The organism is Flaviaestuariibacter flavus (assembly GCF_004337505.1).
GTDB lineage: Bacteria > Bacteroidota > Bacteroidia > Chitinophagales > Chitinophagaceae > Flavisolibacter > Flavisolibacter flavus.
In genome coordinates, this window is the sequence record NZ_SJZI01000042.1 from 116,254 (window position 1) to 131,732 (window position 15,479).

The window sequence follows — 15,479 nt, forward strand, 5'->3', positions numbered from 1 at the left end:
TCGCAGATCTCAGATTTCATCGACGCGAAAGGCCGGAAGCGAAGCTTCCGGCCTTTTTAATTTTGTGCGCCAGCAAGATCTGAGACCTGACATCCGAGAGCTGAGATTACCTGCGGTCGCGGCTGCCCATAAAGATGCTGATGTACTGGAAGAGCGTCACCAGCGCGGCCAGGGCGGCTACCACGTAAGTCAGGGCGGCCCATTTAAGGGCGTCTTTGGCCTTCGGGTATTCCTCGGCACTGGTAACGTTGGTATGCTGCAGCCACACCAGGGCGCGGCGCGAGGCGTCAAACTCCACCGGAAGGGTCACCAGGGAAAAGACGACCGTCAGGGCAAAGAGGATAATGCCGGCCAGCAGGAGCGTGGAGTTGCCCGAGTAAGCCATAAAAAGCCCGGCAATGAGTACCCACTGCACGATATTGGAGCTGAACTGTACGGCCGGCACCAGTTTACTGCGGAGGTTGAGCCAGGCATAGGCCTTCGCGTGCTGCACGGCGTGCCCGCATTCGTGGGCGGCCACGGCGGCGGCGGCGACGCTATAGGATTCGTACACTTCCGGGCTCAGGTTGATGGTCCGGGAAGCGGGATTGTAGTGGTCGGACAGGAAACCGTTGACCGAAACCACCTTGACGTCGAAAATGCCGTTTTCGCGGAGCATTTTTTCGGCCACCTCGCGGCCGGTAAGGCGGGCGCGCAGGGGAATTTTGCCATAGGCGGCGAAGCGGCTCCGCAGTATCCCGGACACGATCATGGAGATGAACAGGAAGACGATCGAGACGAGAAATATCGAGTGAGACCCGTAAAACATGGCTGAATTCTTTCCCTTTTCCCGGCAAATCCGGAACCAAACAGGCCCGGCGGTAAAAAGCCTCCGGAAGTTTTGATTTTGCTAACTTTTTTGGCAGAAATGGAGCAATTTTGGCCGTTTCTAACTGACACTTTTACAGGCCATTAGATTTTGAACCGTGCCCATGGACCTTTATAAGTTATTGAATATCAATATAAAAATGGCAGCTTTGGCTTTGCATTTCCTTATATAAAGCTCTGCTAAAAGTTATGCACAGGGGTAAAAAATAATTTTGTTATCTGCCCTCCTTTTGTAATTTAGTGTCAGAATTTAATGGGTTAGTAAGTAAAGGGGTTGGTCGTCTGACTGACCCCTTTCTTCATTTTAGAATCTCGGATCTTTCGATCTCGGATCTTTTTGCGGCATCGATAAATGGCATCGGAATTCAATCCGATGTATCTGTCAGCAATCACTAATACCCTGAAACTCCATCAACGCAAATTCGAGATCCCGAGATCCGGGATAAAAAGATTTCCTCCAGCATGTCGAAAGTTAAAACTGCCTATTTCTGCCAGAACTGTGGCTACGAAAGTGCCAAGTGGATCGGCAAATGTCCTTCCTGCCAGCAATGGAACACCTTCGTGGAAGAACTCATTCAGAAAGACAACAAGAAAGCTGCCGGCAACGACTGGCAGACCTATCACGAAGCGTCCACATCATCGCGCAAGGTGCAGGCCCTGCATTCGGTGCAGACGCAGGCCACCGAGCGGGTGCGCACCATTGATGATGAACTGAACCGCGTGCTCGGCGGCGGCATCGTGCCGGGCTCCATCGTGCTGGTGGCGGGCGAGCCAGGCATCGGCAAGTCGACGCTCTTCCTGCAGATGGGCCTGCAACTGCAGGGCGTCACGGTACTGTATATCTCCGGTGAGGAAAGTGAGCAGCAGGTGAAGATGCGCGCCGATCGCCTGGGCATGGCCAACGAGCATTTCTACCTGCTCACGGAAACAAGCACCCAGTCGATCTTCAGCGAGATCAAAAAGCTAAAGCCCGAGCTGATCATCGTGGACTCCATCCAGACCCTCGAGTCGCCTTTCATCGAATCGTCGCCCGGCTCTGTGTCGCAGATCCGCGAGTGCGCCGCCGAGTTCCAGCAGTTTGCCAAGGAAACCAATACGCCGGTATTCCTCATCGGGCACATCACCAAGGACGGCACCATCGCCGGCCCCAAGATCCTCGAGCATATGGTGGATACGGTGTTGCAGTTCGAAGGCGACCGCCACTATGTATACCGCATCCTCCGCACGCTCAAGAACCGCTTCGGCTCTACTTCCGAGCTGGGCATTTACCAGATGAACGAAACGGGCATGGTGCCCGTGCGCAACCCCAGCGAGATCCTTATCACGCAGAAGGAAGATGCACTGAGCGGAACGGCGATCGCCGCCACCATGGAAGGCATGCGGCCCCTGCTCATCGAGGTGCAGGCCCTGGTGGCGCAGTCGGTATACGGCACCCCGCAACGCACCGTCAGCGGCTTCGACCTGCGCCGCCTGCAGCTGCTGCTGGCCGTACTCGAAAAACGCGGCGGCTTCCACTTCGGTGTCAAGGATGTCTTTCTCAACCTCGCCGGCGGCCTCAAGGTGGAAGACCCTTCCATCGACCTGGCCGTGCTGGTGGCGCTGCTTTCCTCCTACGAGGATGTGCCGGTAGGACAAGACATCTGCTTTGCCGGCGAAGTGGGTCTCTCCGGTGAGATCCGCGCCGTGAGCCGCATCGAGCAGCGCATTGCCGAAGCCGAGAAGCTGGGCTTCTCCAAGATCGTCGTATCCAAATACAACCAGAAGGGCGTCAAGGCCAGCAAGGCCGGCATCGAGGTGATCCAGATGGGGCAGGTGGAGGAGGTATACCGGTACCTGTTTGCGTAAGGCGAGAATCTTCAATCGTCGGTGCCGACGCCTGATTTTTAAAGGATGGATGCCGTAGCCATCCATCCACATTTACCGCGCATTCGGGATTCCCGATCCCCGATTGCCGATTCCCGTTTATTTTCGCAGCCCTTGGTTTCTATCATCACCGATACCGACACCCCACGGCTGCACTACGTGCTGGATTTCCTCTCGGGATTTTTCGGCCGTCCCTTCGTGCGTAATGGGGCAGAAGGCGTCCGGGTTTACTATGGAGCAGAAAGTAGCGATGCCCTGGTGACGATCCGGCCTTCGGGCCTGCTCAACGAAACCGGCATCCGCTTCCACGACCTCGAAGTGATGCGGCACCGCGAAGGATTCCCGATCTTCTTCACCGATGAAACGGACTTTGGCTTCGACATCTTTTCGGCGATCTTTTACCTGATTACCCGTTACGAGGAATATGTGAAGAAGGAGCGCGACTCCCACGGGCGCTTCGATCACCGCGCCTCCGTTGCCTTTGAGTATGGCTTCCTGGACCGGCCCCTGGTGCATGAATGGCTGGCGTTTTTCTCCGAAGCCGTTTTCGGCGAACGCATCCTGCCGCCCTTTTCCCTGCAGCTCACGTACGATGTCGATATGGCCTGGAGCTATCGCCACAAGGGCTTCGCCCGTAATGCCGGCGGCCTGCTGCGCTCGCTGCTCCGGCGCGACGGTACGGTTGCCGAGCGGATTGCCGTGTTGTCGGGCCACCGCCCGGATCCCTTCGACAATTTCGGGCTGATGGATGCCCTCCATCGCCAGTACGGGCTCCGTCCGACCTATTTTATTCATGCCGGGACCGCCCGTGGTCCTTACGATAAAAATATCCCGCTGGCGCACCCGGCCATGCAACGTCTTGTGCGCAAGCTGGCGGCCTCTTGCCCCGTTGCACTTCATCCTTCCTGGCAAAGCGGTGATGCCGCAGGCTTGCTGGAAAAGGAAAAAGCGGCGCTTGAGGCGGCCGTGGGCAGAAAAGTGACCGCTTCGCGACAGCATTATATCCGGATGACATTGCCGGACACCTACCGCGCCCTCATTGCCGCCGGCATCACCGACGATTACTCCATGGGCTACGGCAGCATCAACGGCTTTCGCGCATCGGTAGCCGTGCCCTTTTATTGGTACGACCTGCAGGCCGGGCAGGCTACCAACCTGTTGCTGCATCCCTTTTGCTTTATGGATGCCAATGCATTTTATGAGCAGGGGCAGGATGCGGCGCAAACCGAGCTGGAGCTGGATCGTTACCTGCAAACCTTTAAAGCCTGGGGCGGCACCTTCAGTTCGGTGTGGCACAATTCCTTCCTTGGAGAAGGCGTCGGCTTCGGGGGATGGAGCGTACTCTGGCGCAGCTTTTTGCACGAGGCTACTGCTTCGTTGCCACGGAGCGATTAACCAGGAACACGCCGTACAGCGTTACCAGCGTGCCGCCGATGATGAACAGCGACAGCGGCTCACCAATGAGCGCGGCGCCCATCAGCACTGCCACCACCGGGTTGATATACGCATACAGACTCACCTGCGTAGTAGGCAGGTTTTGCAAGGCATAGAGAAAAGCGGCGAAGGTCACCACCGACCCGAAGACCACCAGGTAAGCGATGGCTGCCCAGGATTGCCAGGGGATGACACTAAGCGGCATCGTATTGCCGGTGACGCCCAGTCCGCCGAGGAGCACCAGGCCCGAGATAAGCAGTTGCAGGCCGAGGCTGAAGTAAGGATTGAAGTTGCCCGCCTCCTTCTTGGTATAAAGTGTACCGAAAGCCCAGCTCCACGTAGAGGCTACGGAAATACCGATACCCAGCCGGAAAGCCGGGTTGGTGAGGTGATGCAGGTGCTCGTAAAAGATGATGCAGATGCCGCCGAGGCCCAGCAGCATGCCTGCGAGGGTGCGGAGCTGCAGCCGGGTGCCGCCCACCACGAGGCCGATCAGCACGAGCCATACTGGGTAAATGGCGCCGATGATGGAGCCGAGCCCCGCGGGGATAAAGCGCATACCCCAGGTAGAGAGCGCGTTGCTGAGCATGAAGTTGAGAAAGGAAAGCATCAGGATGGGCCGCCACTGCCGCCCGCGCGGCCAGGCAAGGCCTTTAATGCTGAAATAGACAACGAAGCAAAGACCCGCCAGCACCTGCCGGAGCCCGGCCAGCTGCAGGGCGGCGAGCTTGTTGGTGCCGGGCAGGTGCATCACGCCCTGCTTGGATACCACCCAGGTGGTGCCCCAGAAAAAGCACACCAGCACCAGTGCAAAAAGCGCTGTGAAACGCTTGCCCCGCCTCCTGAAATGAAAGGGGTTGAAGCGGGCCCGGTACCAGGCCACATCCTGCGCCGACTGCGGGTCGGCAGGCGTGTAGCTACCGGCCGATCCGGTGCGGCTATGATCCGGGTGTTTTTGCATGGAGCACAAAATTGCAATAATGCGGTGAGGCCGGAGCGGCACAGTTTCGGGAAAATTTGCTGAAGCAGTTCATTAGCCGTGAACCGTGAGCACGCAATGGGCGCTAATAAACAACGTCCCGCTTTTGGCGGGACGTTGTTTATTATTAGGTGTCTGCCGCTCACGGCTCACGATCTCAATGCCGGAAGTGCCGCTGCCCTGTCATCACAAGCACGAGGCCTTTTTCCTGGCAATAGGCAATGCTATCCTTGTCGCGGATGGAGCCGCCGGGCTGGATAAAGGCGGTGATGCCGGCCTCGTGGCCCAGCTGCACGCAGTCGTTGAATGGAAAGAAGGCATCGGAGGCCATCACGGCGCCGTTGAGGTCGAAGTTGAACTGGCGGGCCTTTTCCAGCGCCTGGCGGAGTGCGTCGATGCGGCTTGTTTGCCCGCAGCCCTTTCCGATCAGCTGCCCGCCTTTTACCAGGGCGATGGCATTACTCTTCAGGTGCTTGCACACCAGGTTGGCGAATTCGAGGTCCTTGCGCTCTGCATCCGTAGAACTACGGCCGCCCGCTTCTTCCCATTTGTCGTAGTTGCCGGTGTCTTTCTTCTGGGTGAGTGTTCCGTTGAGTACGCTTTTGTACTGCCGCTCCGGCAATACGGCATCGCCGTTCAGCTGTAGCAGGATGCGGTTCTTTTTCGAGCGCAGAACTTCGAGCGCGTCGGCATCAAAGGCCGGTGCGATGAGCACTTCAAAAAAGATCTCGTTGATGGCTTCGGCAGTTGCCTTGTCGATGGTTCCGTTGCTCACCAGCACGCCGCCAAAAGCGCTCTCGGGGTCACCGGCGAGCGCCGCGGTCCAGGCTTCTGATACCGAGGCGCGAAGGGCAATGCCGCAGACGTTGGTATGCTTGATGATGCCGAAGCAGGATGCGGTTTCCTGCTCTTTTCCGGAGGCACTGATGTCCCGGATCAGCTCGATGGCGGCATCGATATCCACCAGGTTGTTATAAGAAATTTCCTTGCCGTGCAGTTGATTGAAAACCGCTCCGAGGTCGCCGTAAAACTGCGCGGTCTGGTGCGGGTTTTCGCCATAGCGGAGCGGCGTGCGTTGCCCGGCGCCGATCACCTCCAGGGCTTCTTCCGCATTGAAATAGTTGGAGATGGCGATATCATAATCCGCCACGATGCGGAAGGCCTTCGCGGCGTACGCCTTGCGCTGTTCGATCGTCAGCGCGCCGCCCTGGGCTTCCAGCTGGCTTACAAGGCCGGCATAGTCGTCTTTCGATGCCAGCACCGCAACGTCGCGGAAGTTCTTCGCGGCCGCACGGATCATCGACGGACCGCCGATGTCGATCTTTTCGATGATGAGCGCCTCTTCCTTCGTTTGCTTCAGTGTTTCCTGGAAAGGATACAGGTCTACCACAACGAGGTCGAGCCCGGGGATGCCGTATTGCTGCATCTCCTGCACATCGGTTTCGTTGGCACGCCGGCCGAGGATGCCGCCAAACACCAGCGGGTGCAGCGTTTTGACGCGCCCGCCGAGGATCGAAGGATAGGAGGTGAGCTGCTCCACCGGCACTACCGGGAGCCCGAGGCCCTCAATGAATTGCTGGGTGCCTCCCGTAGAATAGATAACAGTTCCCTGTGCGTGCAGCTGGCGAACGAGCGGTTCGAGGCCTTCCTTGTAAAATACCGAGATGAGTGCGGCGGCGATCTTTTTTTCCATGGTGCGTTGTTGGGTTTGGGGCGCGGCAAAGGTAGGAGCGGGATGTTACGATCTCCGATCTCCGATGTCTGATTTAAATCCTTCCATAAAAATCAGACATCAGAGATCCAGCACAAACGCGCCTGCTTCCCGCACGTCGTGACAGGGCACGCCGGCTTGCGCGCAGTCGGCTTTCCAGCGCGCTGCGCTGCGCTTCGGCACGGTAGCATCGAGCACCAGCTGTCGCACGCGGCCTTCCTGCAGCAGAGCCGGCAGAAACATACGCGGCTTACCGGATACCACCAGCACGTCGGCACCGGAAGCCGGCAACGCTTCCCTCCCTTCTTCGAAGACCACCACGCTGCGGTTGCCGAAGCGAAAGGCCGAAGGAAGCGTTGTCGCTTCTTCCCGAAGCCGGTACGCTACATGCGCCGGGCCCAGGTGCTGCTCGCGCAGCGGGCCTGCGAGCACCGATGCGTCGCCGCGAAAAGCAACCTGCCGCCCGTCGTGCACCTCCATCGCGACATGGCGGGGGATATTGTACACTAGGAAGCGTGCCTGCCGCCCGGCCTGCCAGAAAGAATACGCCCGCAGGCATAAGAAGAGGGCGCCACAGGCAAAGGCCGTACGCCAGGCGGGCGCCTGCAGCCGGAGCGGCCCCCAGGCCAGCGCGGCAATAAGGGCATACAGCAGCAACACCTGCAACGGCGACACGGAAATGCCTTCCCATACCGCTACCGGAGAGCGTTCTACCGCGGCTATATACTGGTTGAGCAAAGCAATGAGTGCGTCCGCGCCTTTGCCAATAAGAGTAGCGGCACCTGGCCAGAAAGAAAAGCCAAGGAGCACGAGCAGTGCATACACCAGCAGCCCCGACAAAGGCACGGCGAGGAGGTTGGCTGCGAGAAAAAGCAGCGGGAACTGGTGAAAGTGGTAGAGGCTGATCGGTGTCGTCAGCACCTGTGCCGCCAGCGTCACGGCGCTGCCTTTCCAGAGGGCGTCCAGCAGCCGGTTGTGCGGCGTATACAGCGCGTAGATCGGGCGATAGAAAAGCAGGATGCCGGCAACCGCGGTGCAGGAGAGCTGGAAGCCCGCGTCCCAGAGCCAGAACGGGTTGATCAGCAGCAGCACGAGTGCCCCGAGCAGCAGGGTGTTCATGGCGTTGCCCTTACGGCCGATGAGGCTGCCGAAGGCAAGAAAGCTGAACATCACGGCAGCCCGTAGTACGGAAGGGCCGCCACCGGCAAGGAAGGAGAAGCTCCAGAGACCGGCAAGCACCAGCGTCATCCGCAGCCATTGAAGGCGTTGCGCACGCAAGGGAGCCGTAAGCCCGATGAGCAATCCATAAACCAGCGCCAGGTGCATCCCGGAGATTGCGATGATGTGCACCACGCCCGTGCGGCTGTAGCTGCGCACGAGCTCTTTATCGAGATCGTCTTTATAGCCGATAAGGAGCGCCTCGGCCATCCCGGCACCGCCACCAGGCAGGTAACGCCGCAGCACGCCGATTGTCCAGGCACGTGCCTGAAGGAGTGCGCTTTGAAAACGGGAGCCCCTCCAGCCGGGTAGGATGTGGTAGTCGGTCTTTCCGAGAAAAGCGCTGTGCGTGGTGCCCTGGCGCAAAGCCCAGCCGGTATAGTCAAAGGCAGCCGGGTTGCCCGATCCGCGCACAGGTGCAAGCGGCGCATCGATCAGCAACTCCTGGCCGTAACGGGGCGGCATGCTGCCGCTGTCTTTGCGGAGATAAAGTAAAACACCGCCGCTGGCCGGCTGCCAGCCATTGTTGGTGGCTACCGATAACAACTGCCCCTCGAGTTTCCAGGAGGCGGCTTTTTCGGATGGCTCGGCGGTGAGCACCACGCGCGTCCGGGATGCCGATGGATAATTGCCGATCCAGCCGGGCGCGCGCCGTACATCGCGGGCCTGCAGCCAGAGCGCGCCGGCTACGAGCAACAACAACTGCGTGCCGGCACCGGGGAGCGCGCGCCATCGGAAGCGCATCTTTTCGGAAAGCAGCAGGGGCAGCAGGAAAAGCAGTGCCAGCGCGGCCAGCGCCGGAAATAGTGTTGGTGTCGCCGCCAGCAAATCGTGGAGGGCTATGCCGGCTGCAAAAGGGAGCAGCAGGCGCAGTACCGGTGTTTTTCGCCAGGGCGGAATAGGTGTCCGCATGGCATTAAGTTACTAAAAAAAGAAGGGCGATGATCTGGTCATCGCCCCGTGTTTAGACATAGGTTAGCGTAAACAAGTTCTATATAGGGAGAAAATGTTTTCATGGATATAAAATCCATTACCGTGCCAAACGCTTATCTGATGGGTTTCTCTTTGATAATCAGAAGGTAAACCATAACACACAAAGCTGATATGACGGAAGAGCCAAAGGCCACCGCCGGGCCGTAGCTGCTCCAGAGCGCCCCTGCCAGGAGGGAAGCCACAAGCGCGCAGCAGCTTTCGCAGGAGCTGTAAAAGCCCAGCGCTGTAGCGGTATCGGTAGGAGCGAGCGACGCCAGCCAGGCCTTAACCACGCCTTCGGTGGCAGCGGCAAAAAGCCCGTACAGGAAGAACCCGAGGAAAATCACCGGCACCGAATGCTGCGCAAACGCGAAGAGCGTGTATACAATCGCAAACAGCAGCAGCCCACCCGCCAGCACAAAGCGTTTGCCCAGCCGGTCGGCGAGCGCGCCCAGCGGGTAAGAGGCGCCGGCAAACACGACATTGTAAAAGATATAAGCTGCTACCGTGGTGCTGTCGCTGCCCGTTGCCGCACGCGCCTTCAGCAGCAGGAATATGTCTGAAGAATTGAACAGGGTAAAGAAAAGCAGCGCCAGGGCCACGCGCCGGAATTCGGGCTGCGCAATGCGCCAGTAGCGGAAGTAGGAGAAGAAATTGCCGCGTCCCAATGTGGCGCGAGGTGCCCGCACTTCCTTCAGCAGGAAAATGAGCGCTACCGACAGCAGCCCGGGAATAAAGGCGATCCAGAAAAGCAGTTTGAAATCACCGGGATGACGCAGCAGCAGCCAAAGTGCGATGCAGGGACCGATGGCCGCGCCGAGCGTGTCCATCGAGCGGTGAAAGCCGAAGACGCGGGCTTTTGTGGCCGGCGTGGCGTTCTGCGCCAGCAAGGCATCGCGCGCCGCAGTACGAAGGCCCTTGCCGAGCCGGTCGAGGGTGCGCACGAAGAAGACCCAGAGGGGGAGTGCCAGCCAGCCCATCATGGGCTTGGAGAGTGCGCTTAGAAAATAGCCGCTTTTGATGAAGGGGATCCGCCGTCCGAGCTCATCGCTCCATTTGCCGAAATAGCCCTTGGTCAAACCCGCGGTAAAGCCCGCGATGCCCTCCAGCACACCGATCAGGAATACGGAGAAGCCGATCTGCTTCAGGTAGATCGGGATCACCGGGTAGAGCATCTCGCTTGCTACATCGGCAAAGAGAGACACGAGCGAAAGGATGACGACCGTGCGGTTGATGATCTTCATTCCCGTTAAAGATAGAGGCGGGGTGGAAGAGAAAGAACGCAGATTTTCTATGATCCTTAGGATTGACGCAGCCTTCGGTTACACTCAGGCTGACAACTTTGACTACGCTCAGGCTGGCAATGTCCTGGTGAGCTTGTCGAAACAGGACATTGCCAGCAATCATAAAAAATCATAACCGATCTGCGTATTCTGCCTGCGGGATCAGCGTTCTTTCTCTCCGCGCCGGTACGTCGGCGTCTTGATGTCGTGGTAAAACAGGAAGGTCCAGCCCTCGTTATTTCCCTGCTCCCACCACTGCTGCCGCAGTTGCGTGGCCAGCTCGGGGTTGAAGTCGTACTTGGTTTTATAGCGGATCTTCATCTGCTGGAGCTGCGGCGCGTCGTCGCCGCCAAAGAAGATCGTTTCATTTCCCTCGCGGATCCAGAACACCTGGTGGTGTGGCGAATGCGCGCCGGTGTGGCAGTAGCTGATATAGTCGTCGATAGTGCCTTCGTCGGCGGTGAGCAGGTGCACCTGGTGCGATTCCTGGAGCGCCTCGAGGTCTTCACGGATATAGGATTTGTTTTCCTTCTCCAGGGCGAACTCCAGCTCGCGCTGCTGCACATAATAGGTGGCATTGGGCAGGCTCAGCCAGTTGTTGTTGGGGCCGAAGGCCACGCCGCCCGCATGGTCTTTGTGCAGGTGGCTCATCAGCACCTTCGTTACCTGTTGCGGGTGGTAGCCCGCGGCTTTCAGGTTGCGGTGCAGCTGCAGTTCGTCGCCGATGGAAAAGCCAAGTCCGCAATCAAGCAGCAGCACGTCCTTTCCGGTGACGACCAGGAAGGGCTGTATCTCCACCAGCAGCGAGCCGACGGGCCGGTCGTTGAGTACGTCCTTTTCTTCATCAAAGGGAACGAATTGCTTGGTACGATCGATAGTAAAGGAGCCTTCCGAAAGCGGGATGATCTGCATGCGGCAAAATTAAGTCGCAGCCAGCAGGCAGAACAAATCAGACATCAGGCATCGGAGATCAGAAATTCTCTCAGCGCAGCACCATCTGCCGGTCTGCGTCCAGTCTTATCAGGATAAACAACAGGAGTGTAAACGTGATCAGCGCCGTGCCGCCATAAGAAATGAAGGGCAGCGGGATCCCGATCACCGGGGCGAGGCCGATGGTCATACAAACGTTTACGGCGATGTGAAAGAAGAACACCGAAGCCACTCCGTAGGCATACACGCGGCTGAAAGTGCTCCGCTGGCGCTCGGCCACCGCCACGATGCGGAAGAGCAGCAGCAGGTAGATGATCAGCAGCGTAACGGTGCCGGCAAAGCCGAAGCCTTCGCCGATGGTGCAAAAGATAAAGTCGGTGCGTTGCTCGGGCACGAAGTCAAAGCGTGTCTGTGTGCCGCGCAGCAATCCCTTGCCGACGAGGCCGCCCGAGCCGATGGCGATCTTCGATTGCTTCACGTTGTAGTCGACATCTTTCTTCTTGGGCGCATTGCCGGTTTCTTCTGCGATGGGGCGCTTGTATTCTTCGGGAAGGTCGCGGCCGATGGTACTGAAGATGCGCTCCACCTGGTGGGGCTGCAGCACGTGCTTGAAGATAAAGGGCACGGCAAAGCGCTGGATGCCCACGCAGAGAATGCCCACCAGTGCGATCTTGACCAGCAGCCCGCGGTCGCGGCGCACCTGCCGCCGGAATAGGTAGATGACCAGCGCGGTGATGGCAATCAGGATAAGTGCCAGCGTGTTCTTCTCCAGCAGCAGCGTAGCCACCACCAGCACGGCGAAGGAAAAGCCCACCACCAGGATGGTGGCCGGAAGGCCCTCGCGGTACATCACGATGAAAAAGGAAAAGTATACCAGCGCAAGCCCGGTCTCATGCTGCAGGATCGACATCATGGCCGGTGTGATGGCCAGCGCGGCCGCAATGAGCTGCGAGCGGGTGCGGGTGAAGTTGAGGTCTACCTGCGAAAAGTATTTCGCCAATGCCAGGCACACGCACACCTTGCAGAACTCCGCGGGTTGAAACTGGAAGCCGCCGAAGCGGATGATCGACTCGGTGCCCTTTACCCGTGAGTGAAAGGGAAAGACAAGCAGTAGTAATACGATCCCCATCGCGTACCAAAGGTTGGCCGTCGCGGTAAAGAATTTCGAGTCGGTAAGCAGGATAAAGATGCCCAGTATGATGGCGATACCGAAGAAATACAACTGCTTGCTGTAGTCGGTCTTGAAGGAGAAGAACGACGACACCACCGGGTCGCCTTCCTTATAGGTAACGCCAAAAATTGCCGTGATGCCGATGCCTACGAGCAGCAGGTACAGCCAGATCAGCACGGGGTCGATTCCTTTTGAAATAGTGCCTTTGCTCTTGCTCATGTTCTGTTTCGGAGGCGCGGGGCGCCTTTATTCTTTTGGGCAGACGGCGCTCGTTCCGGCGCCACTGCTGGTTAATTTCGTCTGCCGCGCTGGTTCTGCTTCAGCACCTGCCGCTGGGCACTGTCTAATATGGCCATGCCGTTGTTGACGCGGTTGCTGCTGTCGGCCGGGTCGTTGGGGGCGCCGGGCAGCTGGCTCCGGCGGCGGAATTTTTTGATAAAGGAAGTATCCCTGGTCAGGTTGAAATAGTACTCACCACGCGTGGAGTCGGCGATGAACTGGAGGCGCGGCAGGTAGCTCGGCATCAGGTTGGCCGAAGCAATGCGCTCGATCTCCGGAAGGCGCTCTGCGCGGATAGAGTCGGTGAGGTATTTCTCCATCAGCAGCGAAGCCATAGGCGCGGCCCAGGTGGCGCCAAAGCCACCGTTCTCCACGATCACCGCGATGGCGATCTTCGGATTTTCGCGAGGCGCGAAAGCAGCAAACAGCGAGTTGTCTTTCAGCTGGATGCGGCGGTGGTCGATGATGCGGTAGTTTTCGGCCGTACCCGTTTTGGCGCAGATCCGGATGCCCGGGATGGCAGCGGCGCGCGCCGTACCGATATCCACCACATCCTGCATGCCGCTGTGCACGGTCTCGTAGGCCGTATCCGGGATATGCGTCAGCACTTCGTGCTTGTGGCGAAAGATGTTCATGATGGTGTCGTCCTTCGTTTCGTTGTCGATCTGGCGAACGAAGTGCGGCACATAGTAATAGCCTTTGTTGGCCACGATGCACATGGCGTTGGCCATCTGCAGCGGCGTCACCAGCATCATGTCCTGGCCGATGCCGAGGGTGACGTTGGTACAGGAGTTCCAGGAGCCGCGGTACACCTTGTTGTAGCGCGCCGTGTCGGGGATGAGGCCCGGGTCTTCGCTCGGAAGGTCCACGCCCAGCTTTTCACCAAGACCGAAGGCGTTCATGTATTCGTTCCATTTGGCATAGCCTTTCTTCACCCCGCCGTATGCCGGGTTGTCGACGGTGAGGCGGTAGGTGTTGGAGAAAAACGAGTTGCATGAGTGGGCGATGGCGAGGCGCAGGTTGGCTGCGTGGCCTGCCCACTTTTCGGTGCAGCGTACGGGGCGGTTGCAGCCATAATAGGCGCCCGAGCAGGCGATGCCGCTGCGCGGGGTGATCACGCCTTCGTCGAGGCCCACGAGGGCGCCGAGGGGCTTGTAGGTAGAACCCGCCGGGTAGCGGCCCTTGATGGCGCGGTTGAGCAGCGGGCCTGCCACGTCGAGCACCATCTTGGAGTAATTCTTTTTCTTGTTGGAGCCGGTAAGGTCATTGGGGTTGTAGCTGGGTGCCGACACCATAGCGATGATGCCGCCGGTCTTGGGTTCGATGGCGACGATGGAGCCCACCTTGCCCTTCATCAGCTTCTCGGCAAGCTGCTGCAGCTCGATGTCGATATAGGTGCGGAGGCCGCGGCCCGCTTCGGCAGCCGTGTCGAAGGCGCCGTTCTCGTAGGAGCCCTGCAGGCGGTTGAGGTGGTCTTTGGTAAGAAACTGCACACCGCGCTGTCCCATGAGGATGCGCTCGTAATAGGCTTCGATACCGGAGCGGCCCACGTAGTCGCCGGGCTGGTAGAAGCCCCCGGAGTGGGCAATGATGCCCGAGTCGGCCTCGCCTACGTAGCCCATGATGTGGGCGGCGGCATTATAGGGATAGAGGCGCACGGGGCGCTGCTGCAGGTAGAAGCCCGAATTGAAGCGCCAGAGATTTTCTTCGAGGCGCGCATATTTTTCGGGCGACAGCAATTCTTCAAATGCCGAAGGGCGGTAGCGGCCGTTGCGTACGATCACCTCGTTCATCCGCTTCCTGAATTCAGAAGTGTCGATCTCGAGCAGCTGGCAGAGATAAGAAGTATCCACGCCTTTTACTTCCGACGGCGTCACCATCAGGTCGTACATCAGCGTATTGTTCAGGATGGCCTTGTTCTTCCGGTCGAAGATGATCCCGCGGGGCGGGTACACCACCTTGCGGAACACCGCGTTTTGCAGCGCCAGCTCGCTGTACTTGCCGCCGAAAAGCTGCAGGTGCACGAGTTGCGCGATGATGATCAGGAAGACCGCCAGGAAGATCAGCCGGATGATATAACTCCGCGAGCCGTTGAAAACAGACATAGGTCTTGCAAATATCGAATAACGAAAACCGAATATCGAATAAGGAAGTGCAAAAACCACGCAGGTCTTTCAGCGCGGGTCGCGGAGCGTTGTTCCGGGGCGGATATTATTGTTTCGCCACTACGTTGAGCTTGATGCCGGTGGCCCATTCGTCGTCCATAAACAGCTGGAAGGAATAGGAGCCGGCCTCCTCGAGTTTCACCTGGTAGAGGTTGAGCGTGAAGTTGATGCCCACGTAGTCGGCGGGAGGCTGGGGCGCGCTTACCGGTATATTGGCTTCGAAGGGTTGAATGAGTTCCTTGCCGGAAGGCGTAAGGGTTTTGAGGCGCAGGGTACGGGTGCCTTCTTCCTTGGCGGAGAAGCGGAGGCGCATAGCGAGCGTAAAAGCGGGGTGCACCAGGGGCAGCTGCGGTGCCTGGATGGTATCGAAGGTGCCATTGATGAACAGTTTGCCGCCGGCGTCCTGGGCGTGATCGGCAAGTGTGAAGATCTCAATTTCCATAAAAGCGTTTAGAAGTGGAATCCCGGAAAGGTCAATTATGGGGCCGGAACGGCATATCCGCCAGAGTGGCAGGTGGGGCACGCAGAAAACGCGGAAAACACGGAAGACGTACTCATTAGGAGCGTCTTCTGTTTTCGGAGTTGTACTTATTGGAAAGCTTTGGGT

General features: G+C 58.5%; 11 protein-coding genes. 2 read left to right on the plus strand and 9 right to left on the minus strand.

Annotated features, from left to right (window positions below):
• Positions 1-106: 106 nt before the first annotated feature.
• A complete protein-coding gene (locus EPD60_RS08525) occupies positions 107-808 on the minus strand; it encodes a zinc metallopeptidase (protein WP_131448787.1) in 702 nt (233 codons plus the stop codon).
• 521 nt (positions 809-1,329) lie between these two features.
• Here EPD60_RS08525 and radA point away from each other — a divergent pair.
• Together radA and EPD60_RS08535 are read left to right on the plus strand one after the other, a co-directional pair.
• Positions 1,330-2,712 carry a DNA repair protein RadA gene (gene radA / locus EPD60_RS08530; RefSeq protein WP_131448789.1) on the plus strand — a complete coding sequence of 461 codons (1,383 nt, stop codon included), beginning with the start codon at positions 1,330-1,332 and terminating at the stop codon, positions 2,710-2,712.
• Between the two features lie 132 nt (positions 2,713-2,844).
• Positions 2,845-4,125: a polysaccharide deacetylase family protein gene (locus EPD60_RS08535; protein WP_131448791.1), complete on the plus strand. Its 1,281-nt coding sequence runs from the start codon at positions 2,845-2,847 to the stop codon at positions 4,123-4,125.
• Here EPD60_RS08535 and EPD60_RS08540 read toward each other — a convergent pair.
• The 8 genes from EPD60_RS08540 to EPD60_RS08575 form a co-directional block, all read right to left on the minus strand.
• Positions 4,097-5,125: a DMT family transporter gene (locus EPD60_RS08540; RefSeq protein ID WP_131448793.1), complete on the minus strand. Its 1,029-nt coding sequence runs from the start codon at positions 5,123-5,125 to the stop codon at positions 4,097-4,099. The genes EPD60_RS08535 and EPD60_RS08540 overlap by 29 nt on opposite strands.
• Before the next feature lie 175 nt (positions 5,126-5,300).
• Entirely contained in the window at positions 5,301-6,836 is a 1,536-nt protein-coding gene (purH, locus tag EPD60_RS08545; protein ID WP_131448795.1) for a bifunctional phosphoribosylaminoimidazolecarboxamide formyltransferase/IMP cyclohydrolase, read from the minus strand.
• 99 nt (positions 6,837-6,935) lie between these two features.
• On the minus strand, positions 6,936-8,984 hold the full coding sequence (locus EPD60_RS08550; RefSeq protein WP_131448797.1) for a ComEC/Rec2 family competence protein: 2,049 nt from the start codon (positions 8,982-8,984) through the stop codon (positions 6,936-6,938).
• A 134-nt stretch (positions 8,985-9,118) separates the two neighbouring features.
• Complete coding sequence (locus EPD60_RS08555; protein ID WP_131448799.1) at positions 9,119-10,288, minus strand: MFS transporter; 1,170 nt, start codon at positions 10,286-10,288, stop codon at positions 9,119-9,121.
• Between the two features lie 201 nt (positions 10,289-10,489).
• Positions 10,490-11,239 carry an MBL fold metallo-hydrolase gene (locus EPD60_RS08560; RefSeq protein WP_131448801.1) on the minus strand — a complete coding sequence of 250 codons (750 nt, stop codon included), beginning with the start codon at positions 11,237-11,239 and terminating at the stop codon, positions 10,490-10,492.
• A 70-nt stretch (positions 11,240-11,309) separates the two neighbouring features.
• Positions 11,310-12,647, minus strand: coding sequence for a rod shape-determining protein RodA (gene rodA, locus EPD60_RS08565; RefSeq protein ID WP_131448803.1), 1,338 nt, complete (start codon positions 12,645-12,647; stop codon positions 11,310-11,312).
• Between the two features lie 71 nt (positions 12,648-12,718).
• A complete protein-coding gene (gene mrdA, locus EPD60_RS08570; protein ID WP_131448805.1) occupies positions 12,719-14,812 on the minus strand; it encodes a penicillin-binding protein 2 in 2,094 nt (697 codons plus the stop codon).
• A gap of 106 nt (positions 14,813-14,918) precedes the next feature.
• Complete coding sequence (locus tag EPD60_RS08575) at positions 14,919-15,314, minus strand: DUF6941 family protein (RefSeq protein ID WP_131448807.1); 396 nt, start codon at positions 15,312-15,314, stop codon at positions 14,919-14,921.
• Positions 15,315-15,479: the final 165 nt, after the last annotated feature.

Excerpts from the sequence above, each read along its gene's own strand:
- purH (WP_131448795.1), bottom strand. The coding sequence starts at position 6,836 with ATGGAAAAAAAGATCGCCGCCGCACTCATCTCGGTATTTTACAAGGAA.
- mrdA (WP_131448805.1), bottom strand. The coding sequence starts at position 14,812 with ATGTCTGTTTTCAACGGCTCGCGGAGTTATATCATCCGGCTGATCTTC.
- EPD60_RS08540 (WP_131448793.1), bottom strand. The coding sequence starts at position 5,125 with ATGCAAAAACACCCGGATCATAGCCGCACCGGATCGGCCGGTAGCTAC.
- EPD60_RS08560 (WP_131448801.1), bottom strand. The coding sequence starts at position 11,239 with ATGCAGATCATCCCGCTTTCGGAAGGCTCCTTTACTATCGATCGTACC.
- rodA (WP_131448803.1), bottom strand. The coding sequence starts at position 12,647 with ATGAGCAAGAGCAAAGGCACTATTTCAAAAGGAATCGACCCCGTGCTG.
- EPD60_RS08525 (WP_131448787.1), bottom strand. The coding sequence starts at position 808 with ATGTTTTACGGGTCTCACTCGATATTTCTCGTCTCGATCGTCTTCCTG.
- radA (WP_131448789.1), top strand. The coding sequence starts at position 1,330 with ATGTCGAAAGTTAAAACTGCCTATTTCTGCCAGAACTGTGGCTACGAA.
- EPD60_RS08555 (WP_131448799.1), bottom strand. The coding sequence starts at position 10,288 with ATGAAGATCATCAACCGCACGGTCGTCATCCTTTCGCTCGTGTCTCTC.
- EPD60_RS08575 (WP_131448807.1), bottom strand. The coding sequence starts at position 15,314 with ATGGAAATTGAGATCTTCACACTTGCCGATCACGCCCAGGACGCCGGC.
- EPD60_RS08550 (WP_131448797.1), bottom strand. The coding sequence starts at position 8,984 with ATGCGGACACCTATTCCGCCCTGGCGAAAAACACCGGTACTGCGCCTG.